Here is a 24,256-nt window from a genome sequence, read left to right as displayed (position 1 = left end):
GTTAAAATGCGATAATGGCTCGTTATTTTTGGCTTGAAAAAGCAATAGAAAATTGCAAAAAATAAAGCAAAAATAACCGCTTGTAATAGAGATAAACAAGCCTTAAGTAATTGATTTTGCAGTTTCTTTAAGACAAGACAAAGTAAACGTAAGACAACCATCAATACACTATCGGGAATGAAGACAGTCGTGAGATAGACACTAAAACCATTCCCTTATTAATGGTCAAAATGACCGTGTAAGAAAAAACAAAATAATGAGAAAACACAATGAAAAGAATGTTAATCAATGCAACTCAAAAAGAAGAGTTGCGTGTTGCCCTCGTTGATGGGCAACGCTTATTTGACTTGGACATCGAAAGCCCGGGTCACGAACAGAAAAAATCCAATATCTACAAGGGTAAAATTACCCGTGTCGAACCAAGCCTTGAAGCTGCATTCGTGGATTACGGTGCAGAACGCCACGGCTTCCTACCTTTAAAAGAAATTTCCCGAGAATACTTCCCGTCAGACTATGTGTTTAACGGTCGCCCGAATATCAAAGATATTATTCAAGAAGGGCAAGAAGTGATTGTTCAAGTCAGCAAAGAAGAGCGTGGTAACAAAGGAGCAGCCTTAACCACCTTTATTTCGCTTGCGGGTAGTTACTTAGTTTTAATGCCGAACAACCCTCGTGCCGGTGGTATTTCCCGCCGTATTGAAGGCGATGAGCGTTTAGAACTCAAAGAGGCATTAGACTGCTTAGATGTGCCGGAAGATGTCGGCTTAATCGTGCGTACCGCCGGTGTGGGTAAATCACCGGAAGAGTTACAATGGGACTTAAAAGTCTTGTTACACCACTGGGAAGCAATTAAAAAGGCGGCGGAATCTCGCCCTGCTCCGTTCTTAATTCACCAAGAAAGTGACGTGATTGTGCGTGCAATTCGTGACTATCTACGCCGTGATATTGGCGAAATCTTAATCGACAACAAAAAAGTGTTCGAGAAAGCCAAAAACCACATTCGCCTTGTTCGCCCGGATTTCATCAACCGTGTGAAATTATACGAAGGCGAAGTACCGCTATTTAGTCATTATCAAATTGAATCGCAAATCGAATCGGCATTCCAACGTGAAGTGCGTTTACCTTCCGGTGGCTCTATCGTTATTGATGTCACAGAAGCATTAACAGCAATTGATATTAACTCCTCACGTTCAACCCGTGGCGGCGATATTGAAGAAACCGCTCTTAACACCAACTTAGAAGCGGCTGATGAAATTGCCCGTCAGTTACGTTTACGTGACTTAGGCGGTTTGATTGTGATCGACTTTATTGATATGACGCCGGTTCGCCACCAACGTGAAGTGGAAAACCGTATTCGTGAAGCGACACGCCAAGACCGTGCGAGAATCCAATTTGCCCGTATTTCCCGTTTCGGTTTGTTAGAAATGAGCCGTCAGCGTTTAAGCCCATCATTAAGTGAGGCTTCATCACATATCTGCCCTCGCTGTCAGGGAACAGGTAAAGTACGTGATAATGAATCAATCGCACTGTCGATTTTACGTTTATTAGAAGAAGAGGCAATCAAAGAAAACACAGCACAGGTTCACACCATTGTGCCGGTGCAAATCGCCAGCTACTTACTCAACGAAAAACGTAAAGCGATTTCCAGCATTGAAAAACGCCACGATGTACAAATTGTCGTAGTACCGTCTGAAAGTATGGAAACGCCGCATTTCAGCGTATATCGCCTGCGTGAAAATGAAATTACCCCAACGTTAAGCTACGATTTAACCAAGCATTATGAAGCTCGTAGTGAGGAAGAACACCCACATCATCACCATCAAGAAGATGTGTTAGTCACCCGTAACGAGCCGGTGATTACGGTAGAGTCTGTGTTACAAAGCTCGGAGCTGAATCTCCAACCTTCGCCAACACCTACCGAACCACCAAAACCATCACTATTAAGCCGCTTAATTGCGACCATTAAAGGTTGGTTTAGCGAAGAAAAAGTGGAAGAAAAACCGAAGCCGAAAGTACGCAACCAGCGTGATCGTCGCCAACGCCGTGAACGCCCGAACCGCAATACCAAAGCGGAAAACCAAGAGCGTAAAACCGTGCAAGCTCAAGCTACTCCAACGGAAGAAAAAACGGTGCGTAGCGAGAAAAAAGCACGCCGAGCGGTAGTGGAAGAAGTTTCCGGCGTAACCGAGCAAGAGAGTCGTAGCAGCTCCCGTGAGGTTCAAACCGAACGCCGCCAACGCCGTGATCTACGTAAAAAAGTGCGTGTCGAAACACAAGAAGTAGAAGCAGAAAATCTAACACCTGCTGTTGAGGAAACGGTAGCAAAACAAGTTGAAAATGTGCAAAAAAATCAGCAAATTCAACCGCTTATAACCCAAGAAGTACCTGTTGAAACAACCTCTACGGTAGAAACAACGAACGAAGGACGTGAAAATAACCGCCAACGCCGTTTACCTCGCCATTTGCGTGTGGGCAATCAGCGTCGTCGTGAAAATCAACGCAATCAGGTTATTTCTCCTATGCCTCTAACTTCAGCTGTTGCTTCGCCTGAGCTTGCGAGCGGTAAAGTTTGGGTTCAGGTTACCTCTACTGCTAAAGCAGAGGAAAAAGCACCATTCTTATCCGTTGATCAAATGCTTGAACAGCAAGAAAATCAGCCTGTTGAGACAGAGAAAAAATCAGAAGAGAAGAAACTTCAGACAGTTAGTCCGCTAGGTGGTTTTGTAGCACAACCAACTAACCGTGATTTGGTTAAGGAGAAACAAGAACAGCTTTCCAAACCGAAGGAAGAAAAAGTTGCTTCTGAAGACGTAAAACCAGTAGAAGTAAAGGAGCATATTGCTCCATTTGGCAGTGTGGTTGCTCAGCATTCTGAACGTGATTTAGTTAAAGAGAAAAATGAGCGAGTTAGTAAATTCCAATCACAAGCAACAGTTGCACCAGCGATTGTGGAAGATGTTACTCACCCGATTGAAGTGCCAAAATCAGCTTACGAAAGCGATTATCGATTTAACGGCAGATTAGGTACATTCTCTCGTGTTGAGCATACCCAAGCCGCTATGACGATTGCTTCTGCACCAAGTGACAAGCTTGAAGTAGTCGAAATTAGCCAATGGCAAAACTCTAAATACTATTTCTATGGCAAAGGGTTTGGCGGATATACCAGCGCAGTGAGCCAAGTGCAGTCAGCGCCTCGTTCAACCAATGGTTAAGTACAATTAATTGGTTTAAATGCCTATTAGTTATAACTAATAGGCATTTTTTTATCAAAGTATGAACTTTCTATCAATTTTTCTGCCTAAGTAAACGCACTTTATTACAAAGTGCGTTATTTTTAGTTTATTTAAGGAACTCGGTATGAAAAAATCATTTTTATCATTATTAGTGTTAGGTACAACTATGGCACTTGCTGCTTGTGATCAGGCAAAAGAAGCAGCGCAATCAACTACAGACAAAGCGGTTGAAGTAAAAGAAGCTGTAGCTGAAAAAGCTGCAGAAGTTAAATCGGCTACTGAAGCGAAGGTTGAAGAGTTGAAAGCGGCAGCAAATGATGCAGCTCAAGCAACAGCAGATAAAACAGAAGAGGCAAAAAAGACAGTAGCAGAGAAAGCCGCTGAGTTAAAAACCACAACTGAAGCTAAAGTGGAAGAACTAAAAGCAGCAGCAAATGATGCAGCTCAAGCGACAGCAGATAAAGCGGAAGAAGCTAAAAAGGCAGTAGCTGAGAAGGCAGCAGAAGTAAAAGTTGAGACAGAAGCGAAAGTTGAAGAAATGAAAAAAGCGATTGAAAGCAAATAGTGATTTTTAGTTTCTCTGTAGCTATCGAAATACGCTAAAAATAAAGCCTGGATTATAATCCAGGCTTTATTTTTATATCTTTAAAGAATTATTTTACTAAATCTTTTAATGCTTTACCTGAAACGAATGCAGGTACTTTAGCTGCTGCAATTTTGATCTCTTCACCAGTTTTTGGGTTACGACCAGTACGTGCTTTACGCTCATTTACTTTAAAAGTACCGAAGCCGATTAATTGAACAGCGTCGCCTGCTTTTAAGCTTGCAGAGATTGCATCAAGAGTTGCTTCTAATGCTGCTTTAGCATCTTTCTTAGTTAAGTTTGCACCAGCGGCGATAGCATCGATTAACTCAGTTTTGTTCATAGTTTTATCCTCTAAGATATGTGTTTTTAATAAATGACGTAAAACGTCTGAGAAGTTATTGAAACCTTGCGATAGCTTAATTCAAAGTTAAGATTTCTCAAAGTATTATTAAGCAAGATTTTGCAAATATCAATGCTATTGGTTAATATTTAACCCGATATTACTAATCCCGCTGCTTCTGATTTCATCTTTAAGTTCAAAAATGAGATCAAGATCACGTTTTTCACATTCGTTTAGCAAGCGGTATATTTGCCACTGTACGTCCAGTTCTTCTTGAATTTCTTCAGAATTCTTTAGCTCTTGCTCGTTCAGTTCTTTATCTTGTTGCATTTCCAAATAGCTGGCAACTGTGCCTAATGAAATTTGGCTGATGCGGATTGCTTGTTCAAGGGTTGAACCAGCGATAATACTGTGAAGAAGTTCAGAAAGGGCTTCGCAAGCTTCCTGTGCAGGTAAGACACCAAAAAACGCATATTCGTTCACATCAGGAATGATTTCTTCTAATTTTTCCAGTTGGTTATCGAAATTAATTTTTGCCCCTTTTATGGTTAAATATTCCCAGACTAAATTTAAAATATTTTGGAATACCTTAGCTTTTTCAGGCTGTTCGGTTACTTCACAAAAAAGCTGATAGTTAGGGTACATTCTTTCGCATAGGCACGCCATAAAGGTGGTGTTTTGCCAAGGCTCGAAACGTTCCATGCGTTTATGAATCGGGTTTCTCATTGTATTTCCTTCTTTATTTTTCAGAGAGAAGGGAACGATTTTGCAAAATTCTGTATAAAAATGACCGCTTGCCCCTCTCCCTGATTTTTCTTCTGAACAAAGAAAAATCTGTCCCTCTCCCACAAGGGGAGAGGGCATTTTATCCATTATTTATGATACTGCTTCGAGTAGTTGTGAATCGCATCAACAAACACTTTCGGGCTTTCCACCGGTACATCTAAGTGAATACCGTGTCCAAGATTAAAGACGTGTCCGCTGCCGTTACCAAAACCGGCAAGAATGTTTTTCACTTCTTGTTCGATTCGTTCAGGGCTTGCATACAGCACGCTAGGATCCATATTGCCTTGCAACGCAACTTTGTTGCCAACACGGCGGCGAGCATCGGCAATATCCACCGTCCAATCTAAGCCAACGGCATCGCAGCCGGTGTCTGCAATCGCTTCTAACCATAAGCCACCGCCTTTGGTAAATAGCGTAACAGGCACTTTACGTCCCTCATTTTCTCGAATTAAACCGTCCACAATTTTGTGCATATAGTGTAATGAGAAGGCTTTATAATCCTCGTGAGCCAATACACCGCCCCAAGTGTCGAACACCATCACTGCTTGAGCACCGGCTTTGATTTGGGCGTTTAAGTATAAAATCACACTGTCGGCTAACTTATCCAGCAACTTGTGCAGAATGTGTGGTTCGGCATAGAGCATTTTTTTGATTTTGGTAAATGCTTTGCTTGAACCGCCTTCGACCATATAGGTGGCGAGTGTCCAAGGGCTGCCTGAAAAACCAATTAATGGCACTTCGCCTTTCAATTCTCGGCGAATGATACGCACCGCATTCATTACATATTGCAACTCGTCTTCCGGATCAGGAATCGGTAGCTGATTGACATCATTGAGGCTTGCCACCGGGCGGGCAAATTTCGGGCCTTCTCCAGCACCAAAACTTAAACCTAAACCCATTGCATCAGGCACAGTTAAAATATCGGAAAATAGGATAGCAGCATCGAGTTCATAACGGCGTAGCGGTTGTAAGGTCACTTCACACGCTAAATCAGCGTTGCGGCAGAGCGACATAAAATCGCCAGCTTCTGCTCGGGTGGCTTTATATTCCGGCAAGTAACGCCCGGCTTGACGCATCATCCAAACTGGGGTCATATCCACAGGTTCACGCAATAACGCTTTTAAATAGAGATCGTTTTTTAATTCTGACATTGGTTTTTCCTTTGATTTTGGTAGGGGCGAAATATTTTTCGCCCTGCGTAATACATTTACAAAATTTTAGTAAAATTGAACCGCTTGTATTAATGTAATTGTGGCTTTTCTTCTGTTTTCGGCACGCCCAAAGCAAAATGGCTGTGTAAGAACAAGGCTAAAACACGCAGATATTCCAACACTTCTTCGCCTGCTTCCAGCAGTTCCTCGTTATTATCATCGTCACTGTAGCCCAGTTTGGCGATTTCATCTAAATCATCAATCGCCTCGCCGACCTCATCGGTTTCTTGTTGTAATTTAGGTTGAGCAACGCCAAGCCCTAGTAAGAAACTGTTTGTCCATTCGGAAATGCTGTCCGCCAAGGCAAAACCGTCTTCTTCGTTTTGTGGCAACCAAAGACTAAACAGCGTGTTAGCTTCCGAAAAACTTTCGGTTAATTGTTGATAAAAATCGGTTAAGGTATTTAACGGCTCAATAGAAAATGCGTGACCGTCATTGGTAAATTGGTAGGTAAGGGTTTTCCAAGACTCATCTTGAATACCGCCGGCAATTAAACCGCATAAAAAACCGTGAAATTCTGCCGGTGTGTCATCAATGTGTAATTGTGATACCAGTTGTTTAAATTGTTGGGAATCTGTGATAGCCATAATGGGATTATTTGTGATTTTGCTAAAGAATGGCATAATATAGCAAAAATTTTGCGATTAAGTGAGGATTTCGTATTTATGTCGGCAAATAATATCGAACTACAGATTTTTGGGCAGGTTTTACGCTTGCAATGCCCTGTTGAACAGCAAGAGCATTTACTGGCTTCAGCACAGCGTTTGGAAGAGCGTGTGGCGGTATTGAAAGAGCAGTCCGGCATTATTCAGCTTGAAAAAGTGTTAGCGATTGTGGCACTGAATTTAAATTATGAATTGGAACAAGCCCAACGCCAAAATGCAGAAAATAAAAATGTGTTGGTCGCTTGCATTGAGCAGTTAGATAATTCGCTTGGTAAATTTCAATCCAATTAGGTAATTTTTAATCAAATTGATTAGGAATAAAGCCAAAAAGATTGAGAATTTGCATTTTGTGGTATTAAATACTAGGAAAAATCATCAAATTCCGTTACTATAAGTCTTGCCTGGGGTGTGCGTTACGAGTTACGTCCCTGAGCCGATAATTTGAAACTTTGAGTTGGACATCTAACGCTGGTGAGCAGGCTTACCCTAATTTAATTAGGAGTAAGAAGCCTAAAAGCAGTTAAGTTTGACTCCCTTGAACCGACTGGTTCAAGGACCATTACTGGTAGCGGCATCTCGGGTCTTTATATGAATCAATCATCTTTAACCGATCTTCGTAGCCAATTACGGCAAGCCATGCGGCTTAAACGGCAAAGTTTAACCGCCAGTCAGCAAGCTCAAGCAGCCGAATCCATTATTCCTCAAGCCCTTTCATTGATTGAATCTTACCAAGTCTCACATATTGCGTTTTATTTGCCTTTTAACTGTGAAATTTCACCGCTGCCTTTAATGGAACAATTACTTCAACAGGGTAAAAAGCTTTATTTGCCGCTGTTGCACCCTTTCACAAGCGGTCAATTATTGTTTTTAAATTACAATTGCAAAACATCGTTAAAATTTAACCGCTTGGGGATTCAAGAACCGGTATTAGATGTTAGAAATATCATTCCGTTGCAAGAATTAGAGATGATTTTTACCCCGCTTGTCGCTTGTGATAAAGCCGGAAATCGGCTGGGAATGGGCGGTGGCTTTTATGATAGAACCCTTGCTCAAGCACCGCATCTGATTAGTGTTGGCTTGGCACACGAATGCCAGCAAGTCGAACAATTACCGATTGAGAGTTGGGATATGCCGTTAGATCATATTATTTTGGGAGCAGCCAAATGAATGCAAAGAAAGAAAAGGAATCGAGTGGAAATCAAAGTTTAATTCGTGGCTTAACACTGTTGGAATTGTTAGCAAAATTCCCAAACGGCTGTCCGCTTGCTCATTTAGCTGAGCTTTCGGGGCTAAACAAAAGCACGGTTCACCGCCTGCTACAAGGTCTACAACAAGAGGGCTATGTCCGCCCCGCACCGACTGCGGGCAGTTATCGCTTAACCACCAAATGTTTGGCTATCGGGCAGCGAGCCTTAAGTTCGATTAACATTTTGCATATCGCTGCTCCACATTTAGAAGCCCTAAATTTAACCTTAGGCGAGACGGTGAATTTTGCGATGCGGGAAAACAATCACGCCATTTTAATCAATAAATTAGAAGCCACCACCGGAATGATGCGTACTCGAGCCTATATCGGGCAACAAATGCAACTCTATTGCTCGGGAATGGGGAAGCTGTTTCTTGCTTATGGTTCGGCAGATTACATTCCACAATATTGGCAGACTAAATCAGACATTATTCAAAAACTGACGGTCAATACCATTACGACGATTGACGGAATGCAAACAGAGCTGGAAACCATTCGCCAGCAAGGTTTTGCAATGGACAACGAAGAAAATGAACTAGGAGTTTCTTGTATCGCTTGCCCGATTTTCGACCATCAGCAAAAAGTCCATTATGCGATTTCCGTTTCGCTTTCAACGGCTCGTTTAAATCAGCTAGGGCAAGAAAATCTACTGCCGGCTATTCAAGAAACGGCGGAAAAAATTTCAGCCGAGCTGGGCGGACGGTAATTTTGTGTTGCCATTTTGATTATTTCAGGTAATCTTTCACCCTTTACTCACTTTAGTCTTTATACAATAAGAAATCTTGAGGATTCATTAATAATGTTTGGTCTTGATCCAACAACAATTATGTTTGTTGTCTATATTCTAGGAATGATTGCCATCGGCTTTATTGCCTATCGTGTTACCAATAACCTTTCAGACTATATTTTAGGCGGTCGCCGTTTAGGTAGCTTTGTGACCGCACTTTCTGCCGGTGCATCAGATATGTCCGGCTGGTTGCTGATGGGATTACCCGGAGCCGTTTATGCAGGCGGTTTGATAGAAGGCTGGATTGCTATCGGTTTAACTATCGGTGCTTATCTAAACTGGAAATTAGTCGCAGGCAGATTACGCTCTCACACGGAACACAGTGGCGATGCCTTAACCTTACCCGAATACTTCCACAATCGTTTTGGCGATAAAACCCGTTTAATTAAGATTTTATCAGCGGTCATTTTTTTACTCTTTTTTGCAATTTACTGTGCATCGGGCGTTGTAGCCGGTGCGAGAGTATTTGAAAACTTATTTGGCTTACCGTACCACCAAGCGATTTGGTATGGGGCTGTTGCTACCATTCTTTACACCTTTATTGGTGGTTTCTTAGCAGTAAGTTGGACGGATACTATTCAAGCTTCATTAATGGTTTTTGCCCTGATTCTTACCCCGTTTTTTGTGATGTATAACTTAGGTGGTTTTGATGAAATGCAAGCCTTAATTGATCGTGCAGGCGAGATGGCACAAAAAGACTACAACGACATTTTCACCGGCACCAGCGTATTAGGCATTATCAGCTTAATGGCGTGGGGGCTGGGTTATTTCGGACAACCGCATATTGTGGTGCGTTTTATGGCGGCAGAAAGTGTGAAGTCTCTTGAAAATGCACGCCGTATCAGTATGACTTGGATGATTATCTGCTTACTGGGGGCAATAGGTATTGGTTATTTTGGTATGGCATATTTCTTTGGCAACCCGGAGCAAGTCGGCAATATCAGCAAAAATCCGGAACAAATTTTCATTGAATTAGCTAAATTGTTATTTAACCCTTGGGTAGCCGGCATTTTATTATCTGCCATTCTTGCTGCGGTAATGAGTACCCTTTCCGCTCAATTACTGATTTGTTCAAGTGCGATTACCGAAGATTTATACAAAGGCATTTTACGCCCTCAAGCCTCCGATAAAGAACTGGTTTGGTTAAGCCGCTTGATGGTGCTTGCGGTGGCAGCATTAGCTATTTATATCGCCCAAGACCCGGACAGCAAAGTATTTGGCTTAGTGCGAAATGCGTGGGCAGGTTTCGGCTCGGCATTCGGGCCTGTGGTATTGCTTTCGCTGTTCTGGAAACGTATGAACGGTTTCGGGGCGATTGCCGGAATGCTGACCGGTGCGTTAATCGTGCATTTTTGGGGCGATATTACACTTAAGCTGGGCTTACCTGAAATTTACTCGATGATCCCGGGCTTTATTGCTGCTACTGTAATGATCATTGTGGTATCGCTGATTACGCCAATGCCGAACAAAGAAGTGTTAGACACTTTTGACCGTGCCAACAAAGCCTATTTGGCAGAAGTGAAATAATAAAATCTGGCTTAAGGTCTCCTTAAGCCATTTTTTTGCAAAAAATTTGAGAACTTTAACCGCTTGTAAGCCATGACTAACCTTCTGCTCGCTATTATTTATCTCTCTTTTATCAGCCTAGGGTTGCCTGATGCTATTTTAGGCTCGGCGTGGCCGTCAATGCACCAACAGCTTGCCGTGCCGCTTTCCTATGCCGGTGTGGTGTCGATGATTATGTCGATTGGCACTATTACTTCCAGCTTGATGTCGGACAAACTGACCTACCAGCTCGGCACCGGCAAAGTGATGGTCATCAGCGTTGCCTTAACGGCTTTAGCATTGTGGGGCTTTTCAATCAGTGATTCTTTCTGGATCTTATGTTTGTGGGCAATTCCTTACGGCTTAGGGGCAGGGGCGGTTGATGCGGCGTTGAATAACTATGTGGCAGTTCACTACGCCAGCCGCCATATGAGCTGGCTGCATTGTATGTGGGGCGTTGGAGCTTCTATCGGGCCGCATATTTTAGGCTACGCCTTATTGCAAGGGCGAGGCTGGGAGGCAGGGTATTTCGCCATTTCGATGCTACAAATCGGGCTAACCCTAATGCTGTTTTGCTCACTGCCTTTTTGGAAATCACGCAAGCAGACTACCGCTGAAATTAACCATTCGGCAAAACCGATGAGCTTAAAAGAAACGCTGAAAATTCCGGGCGTGAAATATGGTATTTTAGCTTTTTTTGGCTATTGTGGCGTAGAACAAACCGCCGGGCTGTGGGCGAGTAGCTATTTTGTAATGGTCAAAGACGTTAGTTTGGAACAAGCGGCTGCGTTCGGCAGTATTTTCTTTATCGGCATTACCGTTGGCAGAGGCGTAAGTGGCTTCCTGACCCTTAAATTTAGCAACAGGCAAATGATTAAACTCGGTTCAGCTTTGATTTTACTTGGCATTGCTATACTGTGTTTACCCTTAGGCAAATATGTTACGCTGGCAAGTTTAATTATTATCGGGCTTGGCTGTGCTCCTATTTTCCCGTGCTTAATTCATTCTACCCCTACGTTTTTCGGCGAGGACAAATCGCAATCGGTAATTGGCGTGCAAATGGCAAGTGCCTATATCGGTGTGCTGTTATTACCGCCAATTTTTGGCTTTATCGCCAATGCCATCAGTATTCAATTATTACCGCTATATTTGCTTTTGATGTTCGCAATTATGGCGTATGCCTACCGTAACTTATTACGAAAAACGGAAAAGTGAAATACTTATCCTCTCCCACAGGTGGAGAGGGTAAGCCCAGTTTGCAAAAAATTCACCAAATCTGACCGCTTGTCTGTTACTCAAAATGCTCCAGTCCATATTGATACAACGCATTTTTCTTGTAACCAAAGGTTTCTGCCACAATGGCAGCGGCTTTTTTAAGCGGGAGTTCTTGGCAGAGTAATTCCAGCAATTTGATTGCTTGGCTGGAAAATGCTTCCTCACTACTTTGAGGTTTGCCCTCAACCACCAGCACAATTTCACCTTTAATGCGGTTACTGTCTTCTTTCAGCCAGTCGATTAAGTTACCCAGTTGATCACCGTAAATGGTTTCCCACGTTTTCGTGATTTCTCTCGCCATCACCACATAGCGATCTTCGCCAAAAACAGTCTGCATATCGGCAAGGGTGTCTAAAATGCGGTGGGTGGATTCATAAAAAATCAGCGTGCGAGGCTCGTTTTCAAGCTCGGTAAGTTTATCGCAGCGGGATTTTGTTTTCGCAGGTAAGAACCCTTCAAAACAAAAGCGGTCTGAAGCAATGCCTGAAGCACATAATGCGGTAACCGCGGCACAAGCACCGGGAATCGGTACAACTTTTACTCCTGCTTGGCGGCAATGGCGGACAAGATGAAAGCCCGGGTCGCTAATCAGTGGCGTGCCGGCATCGGAAATTAGGGCGATATTTTCACCTTTTGCTAATTTTTCGACTAAAACGACCGCTTTCTGCTGTTCATTATGGTCGTGCAAGGCAAAAAACGGTTTTTTAATACCGTAATGGCTTAGCAATAAACCGCTGTGGCGGGTGTCTTCGGCGGCGACTAAATCGACAGAGGAAAGGGTATCTAACGCTCGTTGGGTAATATCGCCCAAATTGCCGATGGGGGTGGCAACAATATATAAAATTCCGTAATTTGGGTTGATTTCAGATGAATTTTGTCTGTTTTTCATTTGCTTTTAGCTCGTTTGATAAGTAAGATTTCACATTAAATTTAGCACATTATATTCTATTGAGGATCTGACAATGGCAACTATTTTAAACCATACAATGAAAAAGGCATTGGTGCCAACGGCGATTGCATTATTCATTTCTGCCTGTACATCGGTAAATCCTGTCACCGAATCTATTAAAAATGAAGCGTATTCAAGCTCGGAATTCTATATTAATAAAGCAGATCAAACCAAAGAAGCGGAAGATAAAATTTCATACCAGCTATTAGCCGTGCGTAAATTAATTGATGAAAATAAGGAATATGAGGCTCAAAATACCTTTAGTGAAATTCTGACCGCAGAGATGAACGAGGTACAAAAACTTGAATATGCCTTAGTCTCTGCTCAACTTGCTGCATTACAAGGGAAAAACGAGCAAGCAACAAGCCAATTAAAAGCGATTCAAGATCCGTTATTAAGTCCGGCACAGCGTTTGCGTTATATTCAAACCCAAGCCCGTATTGCAGAAAACCAAAAAGACGTGATTGGGATTGTGCGAGCTAGATCTAAGCTGAACAGTTTTTATAAAATGAATCGTGAACGCCAAGAAAATAATGATTTTATTTGGCAAATCTTGCGTAATGCCAATCGTGGAATGTTGGAAAAAGCGGTACCGCAGCCGGGTGAGTTAGAGCTTGCAGGCTGGTTGGCGTTAATTAATGTGTATAATCAAAACGTGACGACACCGGCACAGATGCCGCAAGCAATGAATAATTGGAAAGCCCAATACCCGAGCCATAGTGCGGTTGCCGTAATGCCAACGGAATTACAAGGGGTGAATAATTTCCAACAAACCCAGTTAAACAGTGTCGCATTGCTATTGCCTCTAAGTGGCGATGCAAAAATTTTAGGTGATATTATCAAGCGTGGTTTTAATGATGCTAAGGCTGATGACCCAACCGCAGTGCAAACTTTTGATACCGATTCATCTGATGTTAATTCCTTAATTTCACAGGCAAAACAGCAAGGGGCAAATGTGATTGTCGGGCCATTGCTCAAATCTCGTGTTGATGAAATGCTACTTAGCCCAGAAATCCAAAACGTGAATATTTTGGCACTGAATGCCACTGAAAATGTGCGTAATATTGCTCAGGTGTGTTACTACGGTTTATCTCCTGAATCTGAGGCACAATCAGGGGCGGAAAAAATTTATCAAGACGGTAATAGTGTCGCTATCGTTGCCGCCCCTCAAGATGACTACGGCAACCGCTCGGCAGAAGCCTTTGCCAAACGCTGGCGTCAGCTTACCAATAGCGATGCCGATGTGCGTTACTACAACCAACCGCTTGATGCCGTTGCCGCTATTCAAAATGCAGGAGTAAGCAAAGCAGCTTTATATATTTTGGGGAATGCCGAGCAAGTATTAGAAATTAAACAAGGTATTGATAGCTCAACCTTAAAAGATCGTTTAGCGATCTATACCTCATCTCGCAGTAATTCGCCAAATAACGGCATTGATTTTTACACTTCAATGGAAGGGGTAAAATTTAGTGAAGTGCCACTGTTAGCTGATCAAAGTTCTAGTGAATATAAAAAAGCCGAGAATTTAGCCAACAGCGATTTCTCAATGATGCGTTTATACGCAATGGGGGCTGATGCGTGGTCATTGGCAACCAAATTCAATGAATTCCGCCATATTCCGGGCTACAAAATTTCAGGTTTAACCGGTGAGTTAAAAGCCGGACAACATTGTAATATTGAACGTAGTTTATCTTGGATGCAATATCGCAATGGAGCTATTCAACAAGCTTATTAATAAACGGGAACAAGGCTCGTTTTATGAACAAAAAGCCCGAGTGTTTTTAGAACAGCAAGGGCTTCGTTTTGTTGCCGCTAACCAAGCATTTAAAGGTGGCGAACTGGATCTGATTATGCAAGACGGGCAAACCGTTGTGTTTGTAGAAGTTCGCCAGCGTAAAAGCAACCGCTTCGGTTCAGCCGTTGAGAGTATTGATTACCGCAAGCAACAAAAATGGCAAAATGCCGCTAATATGTGGTTGCTTAAACAAAACCAAAGTTTAGAAACTGCAAATTGCCGTTTTGATGTGGTTGCTTTTGAAGGAAACCAAACGCCTGTGTGGATTCCTAACTTTTTAGGTTAGAAAGAATGTTAAATAAAATCCAAGATAGATTTACCGAAAGTATTCAAACCCAAATTTCCGCCGCTGAGCTATTGCCGGCTAAATTAAGTGAAGCGGCAAACCGCATTGTTGCCTGTTTGTTGCGTGGCGATAAAGTTATCGTCTGCGGACACGGTCGCTCTTACGGTAATGCCGAATTATTGGTCAGCCACTTACTTCACCGTTATGAGCTGGCAAGACCGAGTTTTGCTGCCGTTCAGCTACAATTAACCGGCGTATTAGCTGGCGTATTTGCACAAGATAACGAGCTGGAGGCAGTTTATAAAAAACAGTTACAGGCAGTGGCGAAAGCAGGGGATATTTTTATTGCATTTTCACCCATCGGCAATGAAGAAAATGTACTGCAAGCTATTCACACTGCGAAAAATCAAGGTTTAGACTTAGATATTATTGCCTTTACCGGCAGCCGAAATGACCACACACTCGGCTTATTAGACGAAAGTGATATTGAAATTTCAGCCCCTTCGACCAATGAACTCAGGGTGATTGAAAGCCATCATTTTTATGTGAATTTATTATGTGAACTTATCGACCATTTACTGTTCTCGTAGGGAGAGACTATGAACACATTAGCAAATAAACTATTAAAGGGCAGCCTATTAGTATTAGGTTTTATCTCTTTACAAGGTTGTATCACCACGGCGGTGGTGACTTCCGCTGCGGTTGCAACTAAAGTGGCGACAGACCCACGCACCACCGGCACGCAAGTTGATGATGAAATTTTAGAAGAAAAAGTCGCTTACAACATTAATAAAGACGAGCAAATCAAACAAGAAGCCCGCATTAACGTGGTGGCTTACAACGGCAAAGTGTTATTAATCGGGCAGGCACCAAGTATGGACGTAGTGGAAAATGCGAAAAACCTAGCCGCAGGGGCAGAAGGTGTGACGGAAATTTATAACGAAATCCGCCAAGGCGAAAAAATCGGCTTCGGACAGATTACACAAGACAGTTGGATTACTACCCAAGTGAAATCCAAACTGTTAGTAAATGGCGAGGTAAAAGCCACCGAAGTGAAAGTCGTCACCGAAAACGGCGAAGTGTTTTTAATGGGCAAAGTCAGCCAAAACCAAGCTGATGCCGCTGCCGAAGCCGCCCGTAATGTAGGTGGCGTAACCAAAGTGGTAAAAGTGTTTAGTTATGCACAGTAATTGATAAGGCGAACCTTAGTGTTCGCCTTATTTCGTTAATTTGCAAGTTTTTAGGGAAATTTGACCGCTTGTTTTATTAATAAAATAGGAATAAACGATATGAAAAAGACAGCATTATTTAAATTAAGTGCATTAAGTCTTGCATTAGCAGGACAATATGCTTATGCAGATTTAGTTAATCATACTTGTTCTGTGAGTTCCGATTGTTATTATTCAACATTACAGTCTGGTACTACCACAGCTGATGGTAAGACTAATACCGAATATTATTGGTATCTAAATTCTACTAAATTAGGTAAGCACAATGATGATCTAGAGGCTTCGGTTACTCCTCAGCACTACCAAAATATACCTTCACCTGATGATAATATCCGTGGTTCTAATTCTTTAATTGGAATTGGTAATTCTGATAAAGACTTTTTTTCTCTTGCTGAATTAGAGTACAAAAGAAAAGCTAGCCTATATATCCCATCAGGCACGACAGCAACCGTTGCTAATAGTGGTCGTCACAATGCTAATGTTGTATCTATCAGAAATGCGAATGCTAAGATTGATTCAGGTGTTAGATTACAAGCAGGAGAATCAGAAGATGAGAAAGCATTGCTGGTAACTATTGATGTATCCGGTGAAAGTAATGTGACAACTTCCGCAGATATTATATTAAAAAGTAGAGATGCTACTGGCATTTGGGCAAATGATAGTTCAACAGTAACAGCTAAAAATCATAAAATTGAATTATCGCCTGAATCATCGGGAGTTTTAGCTCGTGATAATGCAAAGGTAGTATTAGAAAATGTAAATATTACTGGCTCTAATGCATTGCAATTTGCATTAGAGGTTGGAGAGTCAGGCTCATCTATTGAGTTTAATCAAGGTACTATTGATTTAACGAATGATATTTTAACTGTGGCTGCTAGCTTAGGTACAGGAAAAATAGATATTAATCATAGTAATGTGAATGCGAATTATGCGGTGTTTTCGGACGCGTATTGGTATAAAGAAAATGAAGATTATACTTCTGCTCATAGTGTTGTGAATATCAACCATAGCAATGTTACCGGTAGAGAATTATTTGTGGCAGTAAATACCAATGAAGCTACAGAACCGCTTTCTCGTGATTATTCTACAACAGTGAATGTTGAGAGCAGTAAGATCTCAGGTAGAGTTGTGAATATGAGAGATGTTTCCGATGAAAATGAGGATAACGAATTAGATATTCGCATTGATACACAAGCCAATACTAATGTTGATCTTACAATGAAAAACAGTCAATGGACGGTAAATGGTGATAGCCATTTAAATGGACTAGCAATGGCAAATTCCACAACCTCATTGCAAAAAACGGGCGATCAATTCCAAACTTTGACGATTACGGATTACTTAATCGGCAACGGTCATTTCGATCTCAATACTGATCTCGCCAACCAACAATCCGACAAAATTGTGGTAAAAGGCGAAGATAGTGGTCGTTTCACATTAGGCATTAAAGACAGCGGAAATGAGCCAAAGGCTGCGAATGGTAAAGTTACGTTAGTTGAAACTCAAACGGGTCAAGCTCAATTTAGCTTAAAAGATCGTGAATATGTGGATGCTGGGGCGTATCGTTACCGCTTAAACAAAGAGGGAACAAATTGGGTATTGGCAAACCGCCAAGCTGAACCAGTTAAAAATAACCCTACTCAGCCTACGCTCCCTGCTAAGCCTGTAACACCGGCATCTACTGAACCAACTCAGCCAGCGGTTCAGCCAAAACCTGTAGTTCCAACTCAGCCGGTTGTTGTTCAACCGACACAACCTCAACCAACACAGCCTAGCCAACCTGTTGTTGCTCCTGTGTTGAAAACATTAAGTGAGAAAACAAACGCTCTTGTCTCTCTCCGCCAAGCTCAGGGCGTATTACTCAGTCAAAACTTGCAAGGGGTTCATCAGCGTTTAGGCGAGCTGAAAACAGATAAATCCAGCAATGTATGGGTAAAAAATACCAATAGCCGAAGTGAAGCTAAAGCCCAAAATGTAGCGGTAGATAGCCGTTCTTCAGGTTTTGAGATGGATTCTCACAGTTTACAAATTGGGGCGGATCGTGCTGTTAATGATCATCTGCGTTTAGGCGGATTTGTAGGTACAAGCCGTGCCGATGTGGATTTTAACGGCGAATATGGTAAAGGCAAATTACGTTCACAAGCGGTCGGTTTATACGCAACTTTTGCAAATGAACAAGGCTGGTATCTGGATAATATTGCCAAATATGAACACTTAACCGCTAAATTTGTTGGTGAAAAACGTAAATACAATGCGTTGAGCCTTTCAAGTGAAATAGGGAAACGTTTTGCACTAAGTTATGATTGGAGCATTACGCCACAAGCTCAGCTTGCTTATCATACCATTAACGGAAAAGCTGATGAGAGCCGTTTAAATCTCTTTACTGCTCGTGCCGGCGTGCGTGTTGCAAAAAGTTTTACGTTGAATAATGGCTGGAATGTACAACCTTATGCGGAAGTGAATGCGATTACTGAAAAAGCGAATAATGCAAAAGTACGAGTGAATCAATATCAATTTGATGTGGCAGAAAATAAAGGCAGAGTGCAAACTGCATTGGGTTTAACGGCAGGTAGCAGTAACCACCGCTTAGGCTTAGAGGCTTCAATTACTTCGGGTAGCAAATTTAAGCAACCACTTAGTGTGTTAGCAAATTATCGTTATCAGTGGTAATTATTTGCAAAAAATCAGGCAGATTTAACCGTTTGTACAAGGTAGGGGCAATTGAAATTGCCCCTATTTTGATCTTATCTACAAAAATGATAAATCAATTTAGTCAATAGCTCTTTTGTCGGTTCAATATATTTCATTTCCAAAAACTCATCGGGCTGGTGGGCTTGTTCAATGGAGCCGGGGCCTAGCACCAGTGTTGGGCAGAGTTGTTGGATAAAAGGAGCTTCGGTGCAGTAATTGACGGCATCGCATTTTTCGCCCAGTAGCTTTTCAACTACTTGCACGATTTGTGCCGAGTGTTCACATTCGTAGCCCGGAATGCCATCGTGTAAATGGCGGATTTCGATTAAATCGCCATATTGTTCCAGCATCGGTTTTAAATGCTCGTTTACCATTGCATACAAATCTTGTACCGCCATATTCGGCAGAGGTCGCATATCAAATTGCAATTCGCAGCAGGCACAAATGCGGTTAATCGCATCTCCGCCGTGAATATTGCCGAAGTTCATTGTCGGGTGGGTGACTTGGAACAGCGGATTATGGTATTTCTCTTGCAGTTCATCACGCATTTTCATTAAATAACCGATAGATTGGTGCATTAGCTCAATGGCATTAATGCCTTTGGCGGGGTCGCTGGAGTGTCCGCTTCTGCCGGTAATGCGAACCGATTCGCCAATATGCCCTTTGTGGGCTCGGATCGGCTTGAGCGAGGTCGGCTCGCCGATAATGGCACAATCCGGGCGGATATGAGTATGTTGCGCAAAGGTTTTTGCCCCCAGCATAGTCGTTTCTTCATCGGCGGTGGCAAGAATGCGAATCGGCTTTTTGATTTGAGTTAGGTCGAGTTGGCTCACCACCTCCACCACAAAGGCGAAAAAGCCTTTCATATCTGCCGTGCCTAAGCCGTAGAGTTTGCCCTCTTTTTCGGTTAATTGAAATGGGTTGAAGCTCCATTTTCCTTCATCAAACGGTACGGTGTCGGTATGCCCTGCCAATAATAATCCGCCTTCACCCTCGCCATAGGTGGCAAGTAAGTTGTATTTATTGCGACTGCCTTCCACCGCTAAAATCTCAGTTTTAAAACCGAAATCTGCCAGCCAAGTGGCGAGTAATTCAATCAAACGACGGTTCGATAAATCTTCTTCGGCAACAAGGCTGGAAATGGTTGGCAGCTCAATCAGTTGCGAATAGCGTTGAATAAAGGGAATCTGTTTCATTGGTTATCCTTGTTGTCTGAATGAGGGTAATTTCCACAGGCGTTTGATGATGGCAAAACCGGCTAAAATTTCCCACAGCATAATGGTGTAAATACCTGCTCGCTCAATTAACGGGCTAAACAGGGTTGGCAGGAAAATTGTGATTAAAATACAGATTGCCCCGATAACGCCCGCACCAATACTAAAGCGTTTAAAAAATTGCATTGATGGGTGATAGAGATCGAAACCTACGATGATCAGCGTTAAATTGCCGATTAAAAATGTAATGCTTGCCCCTAAATTGTAAATGCCGAACTCGCCACGGCTGCTTGGCTGAATACCGGCAACCAGCGAGCAGCCAATTGCAAAGCATAGCGAAAGCAATAAGCCGATTACCCGCAATTTATTTTGAGCAACGTGAGTGATGCCGATTGCATAAATAAAGAAAAAAACCACCGCTTGTAGCACAAACATTGAACGCATTACCACTGAAAGTGGTGATAATTGGCTGATTTTTTCGTCTATCATTGTGCCGACCGGAATCATCAATTCAAGGGTACTATGGTGGAAGTAAGTGGTGAGCGATCTTTCGCTAAATAAAATCGTGATGTGTTCCGCCACCAAATAAAATAATCCGCTAAAGCTCGATACCATTGCAATAATAAAAATTAAAAAGGCACAGCTTTTGCGAAAGCAAGGGTGCATTAGAAAAGGGTAAAATTTCACCCCAAATGAACCGCTGGTAAAGTAGTTTTCAATGGCTTTGGAAAGCGTGGTTAATTGTTGAATTAAATGTTTAATCCATTCTGTTTTCATATAAACCTATCATTTTTAACGGGTTGCGTGAGTTATCGTATTCGTGCGTACATCAAATACGTCCATATTGCCGTTGAGTGCGGCTTGCACGCCTAAATCGGCATCTTCAAATACCAAACAGCGGTGTGGGGCAATGCCAAGTTTTTCCGCACATTTTAAAAATGTTTCAGGATCTGGCTTATGGTTGCTTACATCATCAGAATCTACAATAACCGAAACATATTGACGTAAGTTAAATTTTTGGTCTAATAATTCCACCATTGCACGGTGTGAGCCTGTGCCGATTGCCATTGGCTTTTTGCCAACGTTAGCTTTAATAATCTCAAAGGCAGGCAACAGAATGGCATTGGCTAACACCATTTCAATCCCAAATTCCCGTTTTAGTTGTACCACTTGCTCAAAATAATGCTCGGGGATATTGGAGCGTTGCATTATTTCTCGGGCAATCACAAAAGTGGTTGAGCCACTCAGTTCGTACATTGGCTTTGGATTGATTGGGTAGCCTAACACTTCGCCTACTTTTTCCCACGCTTTGGCGTGGCTCGGCATCGTGTCAATTAATGTGCCGTCCATATCAAAAATTAAGGCGTCATATTGGTCGATAATGGTTTGATCTAACATTGCTTTCCTTAAATTTTTTCTAAATTCTGGATTTAATTCCGCCAAATTCGGCAATCATTTTTTCGGTGAAAAGTTTTAGCTCTTCGGTCATTAATAAGAAATCGGCATCAAAGCGTTGAGCCACATCTTCTTTGAGAATATCATCATTTTTCTCTCGCACTTCATCGGCAAATTTCAGGCGGGAGAGTGTAGCATCTTCATTTAACACGCAACTGAAATGCCCTTCCCATTCAATTGCAAGTTTTGTGATAAATTTGCCCGCTTGTAAGTGTTGGACCATTTCTTCTGCCTCTAAATCTTGGCGTTTACAGCGAATAATGCTGTCGGTATCGAAAGATTTCAGCTCTGCTTCTTCCAATAAATTCAACCAACTTGGCGTATGCCCTTTGGCGATCCAATTCGTCATTACCTCTGCCGGCGGTAGGGTAAAGGAAATCGGCACAACCGGCAACGAGCCAAGTGTTTTTCGCAGTAACGCCAGCGTATCTTCCGCCCGTTTGCTCGAGGCTGCATCCACATAAACCAACTGATTATCTAAATCTAACCAAAGGGCGGTAAATTGATGTTTGCTGAACGCTCGAGGCAATAAGGCAGAAACGACCTGATCTTTCACTGCTTGTTTTTCGGTTTTTTTCAGCTTGCGAGCTTCTTTTTCTTCCAGTTCGGCAATTCGCTGTTCGGTTTCAGCTTTCACTACATTGGCAGGCAATAATTTATCTTCTTTGTGTGAAATCAGCAAAAATTGGTTCGCTTGTGAGAAATGCAGTAAATCCGAGCCGGCAAGTGGCGTAGCCCAGCCGAATTTGCTCATATCGTGCTGGCTGCAAGGGGTAAAGCGGGTTTCTTGCTGTAACTCGTTAAGGCGATTGCTTTCCAACGCTAGCTCGCCGGTTAATTTATAGATCATCACATTTTTGAACCAAACCATTTTTGCATATCCTTTATCGGGTGTAGAATAGGGTTATTCTAACAGACCCCAACCCAACACAGTAGAGAATTTGCGAATGAACGAGAAAAAACTTGCCTTTATCGGCACCGGCAATATGGCGTATGCGATTATTCAAGGCTTATTAAAAAGCGGTTATGCCGCAGAACAAATCATTGCGTGTAATAAAAGTAATTTAGCTCGCCGAGCAGAGCTGCAAGCGGTCGGTATTGCGACAAATTTTGCAAATCGTGAAGCGGTGGAACAGGCGGACGTGATCGTGCTAGCGGTAAAACCACAGATGATGGCAGAAGTGTGTGCCGAGTTTGCCGATGTCGATTTTTCCAACAAATGGGTGATTTCAGTAGCAGCAGGCATTTCGGTGCAACGCTTGGAAACGCTGTTGCCAAGTGTGAAAAATATCATTCGCACGATGCCAAACACCCCGTCTTTAATTGGTGAGGGAATGACCGGATTATTTGCAAAAAAATCGGTAAATCCGACCGCTTGCCAATTTGCCGAACAGTTGATGTCAGCCGTTGGCAAATGTTACTGGGTGGAAACCGAGGAGCAAATCAACCACATCATTGCGATAACCGGCTCAAGCCCGGCGTATTTCTTCCGTTTTATGGAGGCAATGCAGAAAAGTGCGGTGCAAATGGGCTTTTCCGAGCAAGATGCAAGAATGCTAGTACAATCTGCCGCTTTGGGGGCGGCGAAATTGGTGGAAGCGAACCCGACTACGCCACTTTCGACCTTGCGGGAAAATGTGACCTCAAAGGGTGGTACAACAGCGAAAGCCCTTGAGGTGTTTGAGCAGCTCGATCTTGCTAAAACCGTTGATGATGCAATGTGGGCGGCAATTCATCGAGCCAGAGAGATGGAGCAATCGTTATGATGAAAGTTTCCCCGTTCCAATGGGCGGCATTTAATTACTTTGGCTTTTTTTGTGCCTATGGCGTGTTGTTGCCGTTTTTGCCGGTGTGGCTTAAACATCACGGCTATTCGACTGAAATGATCGGCTTATTTGCCGCCGTGGGCTATTTGTTCCGCTTTGCCGGCAGTATGCTTGCCTCACAACGGGTAAAAACCGTGAACCAGCTTATTCCCACAGCCCGCAGTTTAACTTGGCTCAATATTGCGGCTGCGGTGGCGTTGTTATTTTCAGGGGATTTCATTTGGCTCCTGTTTCCGGTGTTAATGTTGTTTCAAATGTTCAATTCGGGGGCAATGCCGATAGCCGATAGCATTGCCTCAATTTGGCAACATCAGATCGGGCTGGATTACGGCAGAGCAAGGTTATTCGGCTCAATGGCGTTTGTGGTAGGCTCACTTTCTGCCGGCTATCTTATCGGCTTGCTTGGTGAAAATTCGGTGGTGTGGATTATTATCGGTTTCTTGATTTTTTTAGGAATAGGGCAGTTTGCCACGCCAAAAGTCGGGTTTGAAGAACAGAGCAATAAAGCCAATACTTCGAGCGTAACTTATCGCCAATTATTGAAAGAGCCGGAAACCTTAAAAATGTTGGTTGCAGTATCGTTAATTTCAGCTTCGCACGCTGCTTATTACACTTACAGTACCATTCATTGGTCGAATGCCGGTATTTCAACCGCAATGACCAGCCTGTTTTGGGGCTTGGCAGTGGTAGCGGAAATCTTATTCTTTTTGGTCTCTAAACGTTTGTTTAAATCGTGGAAAATCAGCCATTTAATGATTTTAGCTGCCGCTTTTGCAGTAATTCGCTGGGCAATAATGGGTAGTACCACTGAGGTTGTACTGATTATTGTAATGCAAATGCTACATTCCATTACCTTTGGGGCGGCTCATATTGCGATGATTCGCTATATTTCGATGCAATCGGCAGAGCGTGTGACGAAATTACAAGGTCTCTATTTTGGCTTGGCAAGCTGTGCTTTTATGGCAGTATTTACCTTTATTGCCGGAATGCTGTATCAATACTCACCAAACCTAACATTTTGGCTGATGGCAGCTTTTGCTTTGCCGGCAATTTTTATTGTACCGAAAAGGTTTGAAGTGCAGATTAATAGATAGTAAAAATGCCGACAAGTTGTCGGCATTTTTATCGAAATTCGTA

23 protein-coding genes and 1 other RNA gene are annotated in these 24,256 nt (G+C 42.6%); 15 read left to right on the top strand and 9 right to left on the bottom strand.

Annotated features, from left to right (window positions below):
• Positions 1 to 269 precede the first annotated feature (269 nt).
• The gene (gene rne, locus ACJ7Z2_RS00305) at positions 270 to 3,212 is read left to right on the top strand and encodes a ribonuclease E (RefSeq protein WP_409500412.1); all 2,943 of its coding nucleotides are present in this window, start codon (positions 270 to 272) and stop codon (positions 3,210 to 3,212) included.
• A gap of 145 nt (positions 3,213 to 3,357) precedes the next feature.
• A complete protein-coding gene (locus ACJ7Z2_RS00300; RefSeq protein WP_409500411.1) occupies positions 3,358 to 3,798 on the top strand; it encodes a hypothetical protein in 441 nt (146 codons plus the stop codon).
• Between the two features lie 88 nt (positions 3,799 to 3,886).
• Here the strand turns inward: ACJ7Z2_RS00300 and ACJ7Z2_RS00295 are convergent, their stop codons facing one another.
• The 4 genes from ACJ7Z2_RS00295 to ACJ7Z2_RS00280 all read right to left on the bottom strand — a co-directional run bounded on the left by ACJ7Z2_RS00295 (position 3,887) and on the right by ACJ7Z2_RS00280 (position 6,743).
• Positions 3,887 to 4,177 carry an HU family DNA-binding protein gene (locus ACJ7Z2_RS00295; RefSeq protein ID WP_226318009.1) on the bottom strand — a complete coding sequence of 97 codons (291 nt, stop codon included), beginning with the start codon at positions 4,175 to 4,177 and terminating at the stop codon, positions 3,887 to 3,889.
• A 117-nt stretch (positions 4,178 to 4,294) separates the two neighbouring features.
• On the bottom strand, positions 4,295 to 4,885 hold the full coding sequence (locus tag ACJ7Z2_RS00290; protein WP_006250347.1) for a YjaG family protein: 591 nt from the start codon (positions 4,883 to 4,885) through the stop codon (positions 4,295 to 4,297).
• A 146-nt stretch (positions 4,886 to 5,031) separates the two neighbouring features.
• A complete protein-coding gene (gene hemE / locus ACJ7Z2_RS00285; protein WP_409500410.1) occupies positions 5,032 to 6,096 on the bottom strand; it encodes a uroporphyrinogen decarboxylase in 1,065 nt (354 codons plus the stop codon).
• Between the two features lie 89 nt (positions 6,097 to 6,185).
• Entirely contained in the window at positions 6,186 to 6,743 is a 558-nt protein-coding gene (locus tag ACJ7Z2_RS00280; protein WP_409500409.1) for a UPF0149 family protein, read from the bottom strand.
• Positions 6,744 to 6,821: 78 nt separating this feature from the next.
• Between ACJ7Z2_RS00280 and ACJ7Z2_RS00275 the strand changes: the two genes are divergently transcribed.
• The 6 genes from ACJ7Z2_RS00275 to ACJ7Z2_RS00250 all read left to right on the top strand — a co-directional run bounded on the left by ACJ7Z2_RS00275 (position 6,822) and on the right by ACJ7Z2_RS00250 (position 11,614).
• Complete coding sequence (locus tag ACJ7Z2_RS00275; protein ID WP_006250856.1) at positions 6,822 to 7,112, top strand: cell division protein ZapA; 291 nt, start codon at positions 6,822 to 6,824, stop codon at positions 7,110 to 7,112.
• A gap of 104 nt (positions 7,113 to 7,216) precedes the next feature.
• Positions 7,217 to 7,408: non-coding RNA, 6S RNA (ssrS, locus tag ACJ7Z2_RS00270), on the top strand.
• A 1-nt stretch (position 7,409) separates the two neighbouring features.
• A complete protein-coding gene (locus tag ACJ7Z2_RS00265; RefSeq protein ID WP_409500408.1) occupies positions 7,410 to 7,988 on the top strand; it encodes a 5-formyltetrahydrofolate cyclo-ligase in 579 nt (192 codons plus the stop codon).
• Positions 7,985 to 8,773 carry an IclR family transcriptional regulator gene (locus ACJ7Z2_RS00260; protein ID WP_409500407.1) on the top strand — a complete coding sequence of 263 codons (789 nt, stop codon included), beginning with the start codon at positions 7,985 to 7,987 and terminating at the stop codon, positions 8,771 to 8,773. Before ACJ7Z2_RS00265 ends, ACJ7Z2_RS00260 begins: the two co-directional genes overlap by 4 nt.
• Positions 8,774 to 8,866: 93 nt before the next feature.
• Positions 8,867 to 10,381 (top strand): sodium/proline symporter PutP, encoded by a 1,515-nt coding sequence (gene putP / locus ACJ7Z2_RS00255; protein ID WP_409500406.1) that lies wholly within the window; start codon positions 8,867 to 8,869, stop codon positions 10,379 to 10,381.
• Between the two features lie 72 nt (positions 10,382 to 10,453).
• The gene (locus ACJ7Z2_RS00250; protein WP_409500405.1) at positions 10,454 to 11,614 is read left to right on the top strand and encodes an MFS transporter; all 1,161 of its coding nucleotides are present in this window, start codon (positions 10,454 to 10,456) and stop codon (positions 11,612 to 11,614) included.
• Positions 11,615 to 11,690: 76 nt separating this feature from the next.
• On the opposite strand, the gene rsmI is transcribed toward ACJ7Z2_RS00250, so the two are convergent.
• Positions 11,691 to 12,563 carry a 16S rRNA (cytidine(1402)-2'-O)-methyltransferase gene (gene rsmI, locus ACJ7Z2_RS00245; RefSeq protein ID WP_409500404.1) on the bottom strand — a complete coding sequence of 291 codons (873 nt, stop codon included), beginning with the start codon at positions 12,561 to 12,563 and terminating at the stop codon, positions 11,691 to 11,693.
• Between the two features lie 73 nt (positions 12,564 to 12,636).
• Between rsmI and ACJ7Z2_RS00240 the strand changes: the two genes are divergently transcribed.
• The 5 genes from ACJ7Z2_RS00240 (at position 12,637) to ACJ7Z2_RS00220 (ending at position 18,603) form a co-directional block, all read left to right on the top strand.
• Positions 12,637 to 14,358, top strand: a complete 1,722-nt coding sequence (locus ACJ7Z2_RS00240) for a penicillin-binding protein activator (RefSeq protein WP_409500403.1) — start codon at positions 12,637 to 12,639, stop codon at positions 14,356 to 14,358.
• Positions 14,333 to 14,704, top strand: a complete 372-nt coding sequence (locus tag ACJ7Z2_RS00235) for a YraN family protein (RefSeq protein WP_006250860.1) — start codon at positions 14,333 to 14,335, stop codon at positions 14,702 to 14,704. Before ACJ7Z2_RS00240 ends, ACJ7Z2_RS00235 begins: the two co-directional genes overlap by 26 nt.
• 5 nt (positions 14,705 to 14,709) lie before the next feature.
• A complete protein-coding gene (locus tag ACJ7Z2_RS00230; protein WP_409500402.1) occupies positions 14,710 to 15,294 on the top strand; it encodes an SIS domain-containing protein in 585 nt (194 codons plus the stop codon).
• A 9-nt stretch (positions 15,295 to 15,303) separates the two neighbouring features.
• The gene (gene dolP / locus ACJ7Z2_RS00225; protein ID WP_409500401.1) at positions 15,304 to 15,894 is read left to right on the top strand and encodes a division/outer membrane stress-associated lipid-binding lipoprotein; all 591 of its coding nucleotides are present in this window, start codon (positions 15,304 to 15,306) and stop codon (positions 15,892 to 15,894) included.
• 99 nt (positions 15,895 to 15,993) lie between these two features.
• Positions 15,994 to 18,603, top strand: a complete 2,610-nt coding sequence (locus ACJ7Z2_RS00220; protein WP_409500400.1) for an autotransporter outer membrane beta-barrel domain-containing protein — start codon at positions 15,994 to 15,996, stop codon at positions 18,601 to 18,603.
• 74 nt (positions 18,604 to 18,677) lie between these two features.
• Here ACJ7Z2_RS00220 and argE read toward each other — a convergent pair whose 3' ends face one another.
• The 4 genes from argE to rdgC are packed head-to-tail and all read right to left on the bottom strand — an operon-like array spanning position 18,678 to position 22,164.
• Entirely contained in the window at positions 18,678 to 19,820 is a 1,143-nt protein-coding gene (gene argE, locus ACJ7Z2_RS00215; RefSeq protein WP_409500399.1) for an acetylornithine deacetylase, read from the bottom strand.
• Between the two features lie 3 nt (positions 19,821 to 19,823).
• Entirely contained in the window at positions 19,824 to 20,615 is a 792-nt protein-coding gene (locus ACJ7Z2_RS00210; protein ID WP_154703350.1) for a DUF998 domain-containing protein, read from the bottom strand.
• A 15-nt stretch (positions 20,616 to 20,630) separates the two neighbouring features.
• On the bottom strand, positions 20,631 to 21,236 hold the full coding sequence (locus ACJ7Z2_RS00205; protein WP_409500398.1) for a beta-phosphoglucomutase family hydrolase: 606 nt from the start codon (positions 21,234 to 21,236) through the stop codon (positions 20,631 to 20,633).
• Between the two features lie 19 nt (positions 21,237 to 21,255).
• Positions 21,256 to 22,164, bottom strand: coding sequence for a recombination-associated protein RdgC (gene rdgC, locus ACJ7Z2_RS00200; RefSeq protein ID WP_409500397.1), 909 nt, complete (start codon positions 22,162 to 22,164; stop codon positions 21,256 to 21,258).
• A gap of 76 nt (positions 22,165 to 22,240) precedes the next feature.
• Here rdgC and proC point away from each other — a divergent pair, with 76 nt between their 5' ends.
• Together proC and ACJ7Z2_RS00190 are read left to right on the top strand one after the other, a co-directional pair.
• Positions 22,241 to 23,059 (top strand): pyrroline-5-carboxylate reductase, encoded by an 819-nt coding sequence (proC, locus tag ACJ7Z2_RS00195; RefSeq protein ID WP_409500396.1) that lies wholly within the window; start codon positions 22,241 to 22,243, stop codon positions 23,057 to 23,059.
• Positions 23,056 to 24,213 (top strand): 3-phenylpropionate MFS transporter, encoded by a 1,158-nt coding sequence (locus ACJ7Z2_RS00190; protein WP_409500395.1) that lies wholly within the window; start codon positions 23,056 to 23,058, stop codon positions 24,211 to 24,213. Before proC ends, ACJ7Z2_RS00190 begins: the two co-directional genes overlap by 4 nt.
• Positions 24,214 to 24,256: the final 43 nt, after the last annotated feature.

It is taken from the genome of Mannheimia glucosida, from assembly GCF_046267875.1.
GTDB classification, from domain to species: Bacteria; Pseudomonadota; Gammaproteobacteria; order Enterobacterales; family Pasteurellaceae; genus Mannheimia; species Mannheimia glucosida.
This window is presented reverse-complemented; position numbering and strand designations above follow the sequence as displayed.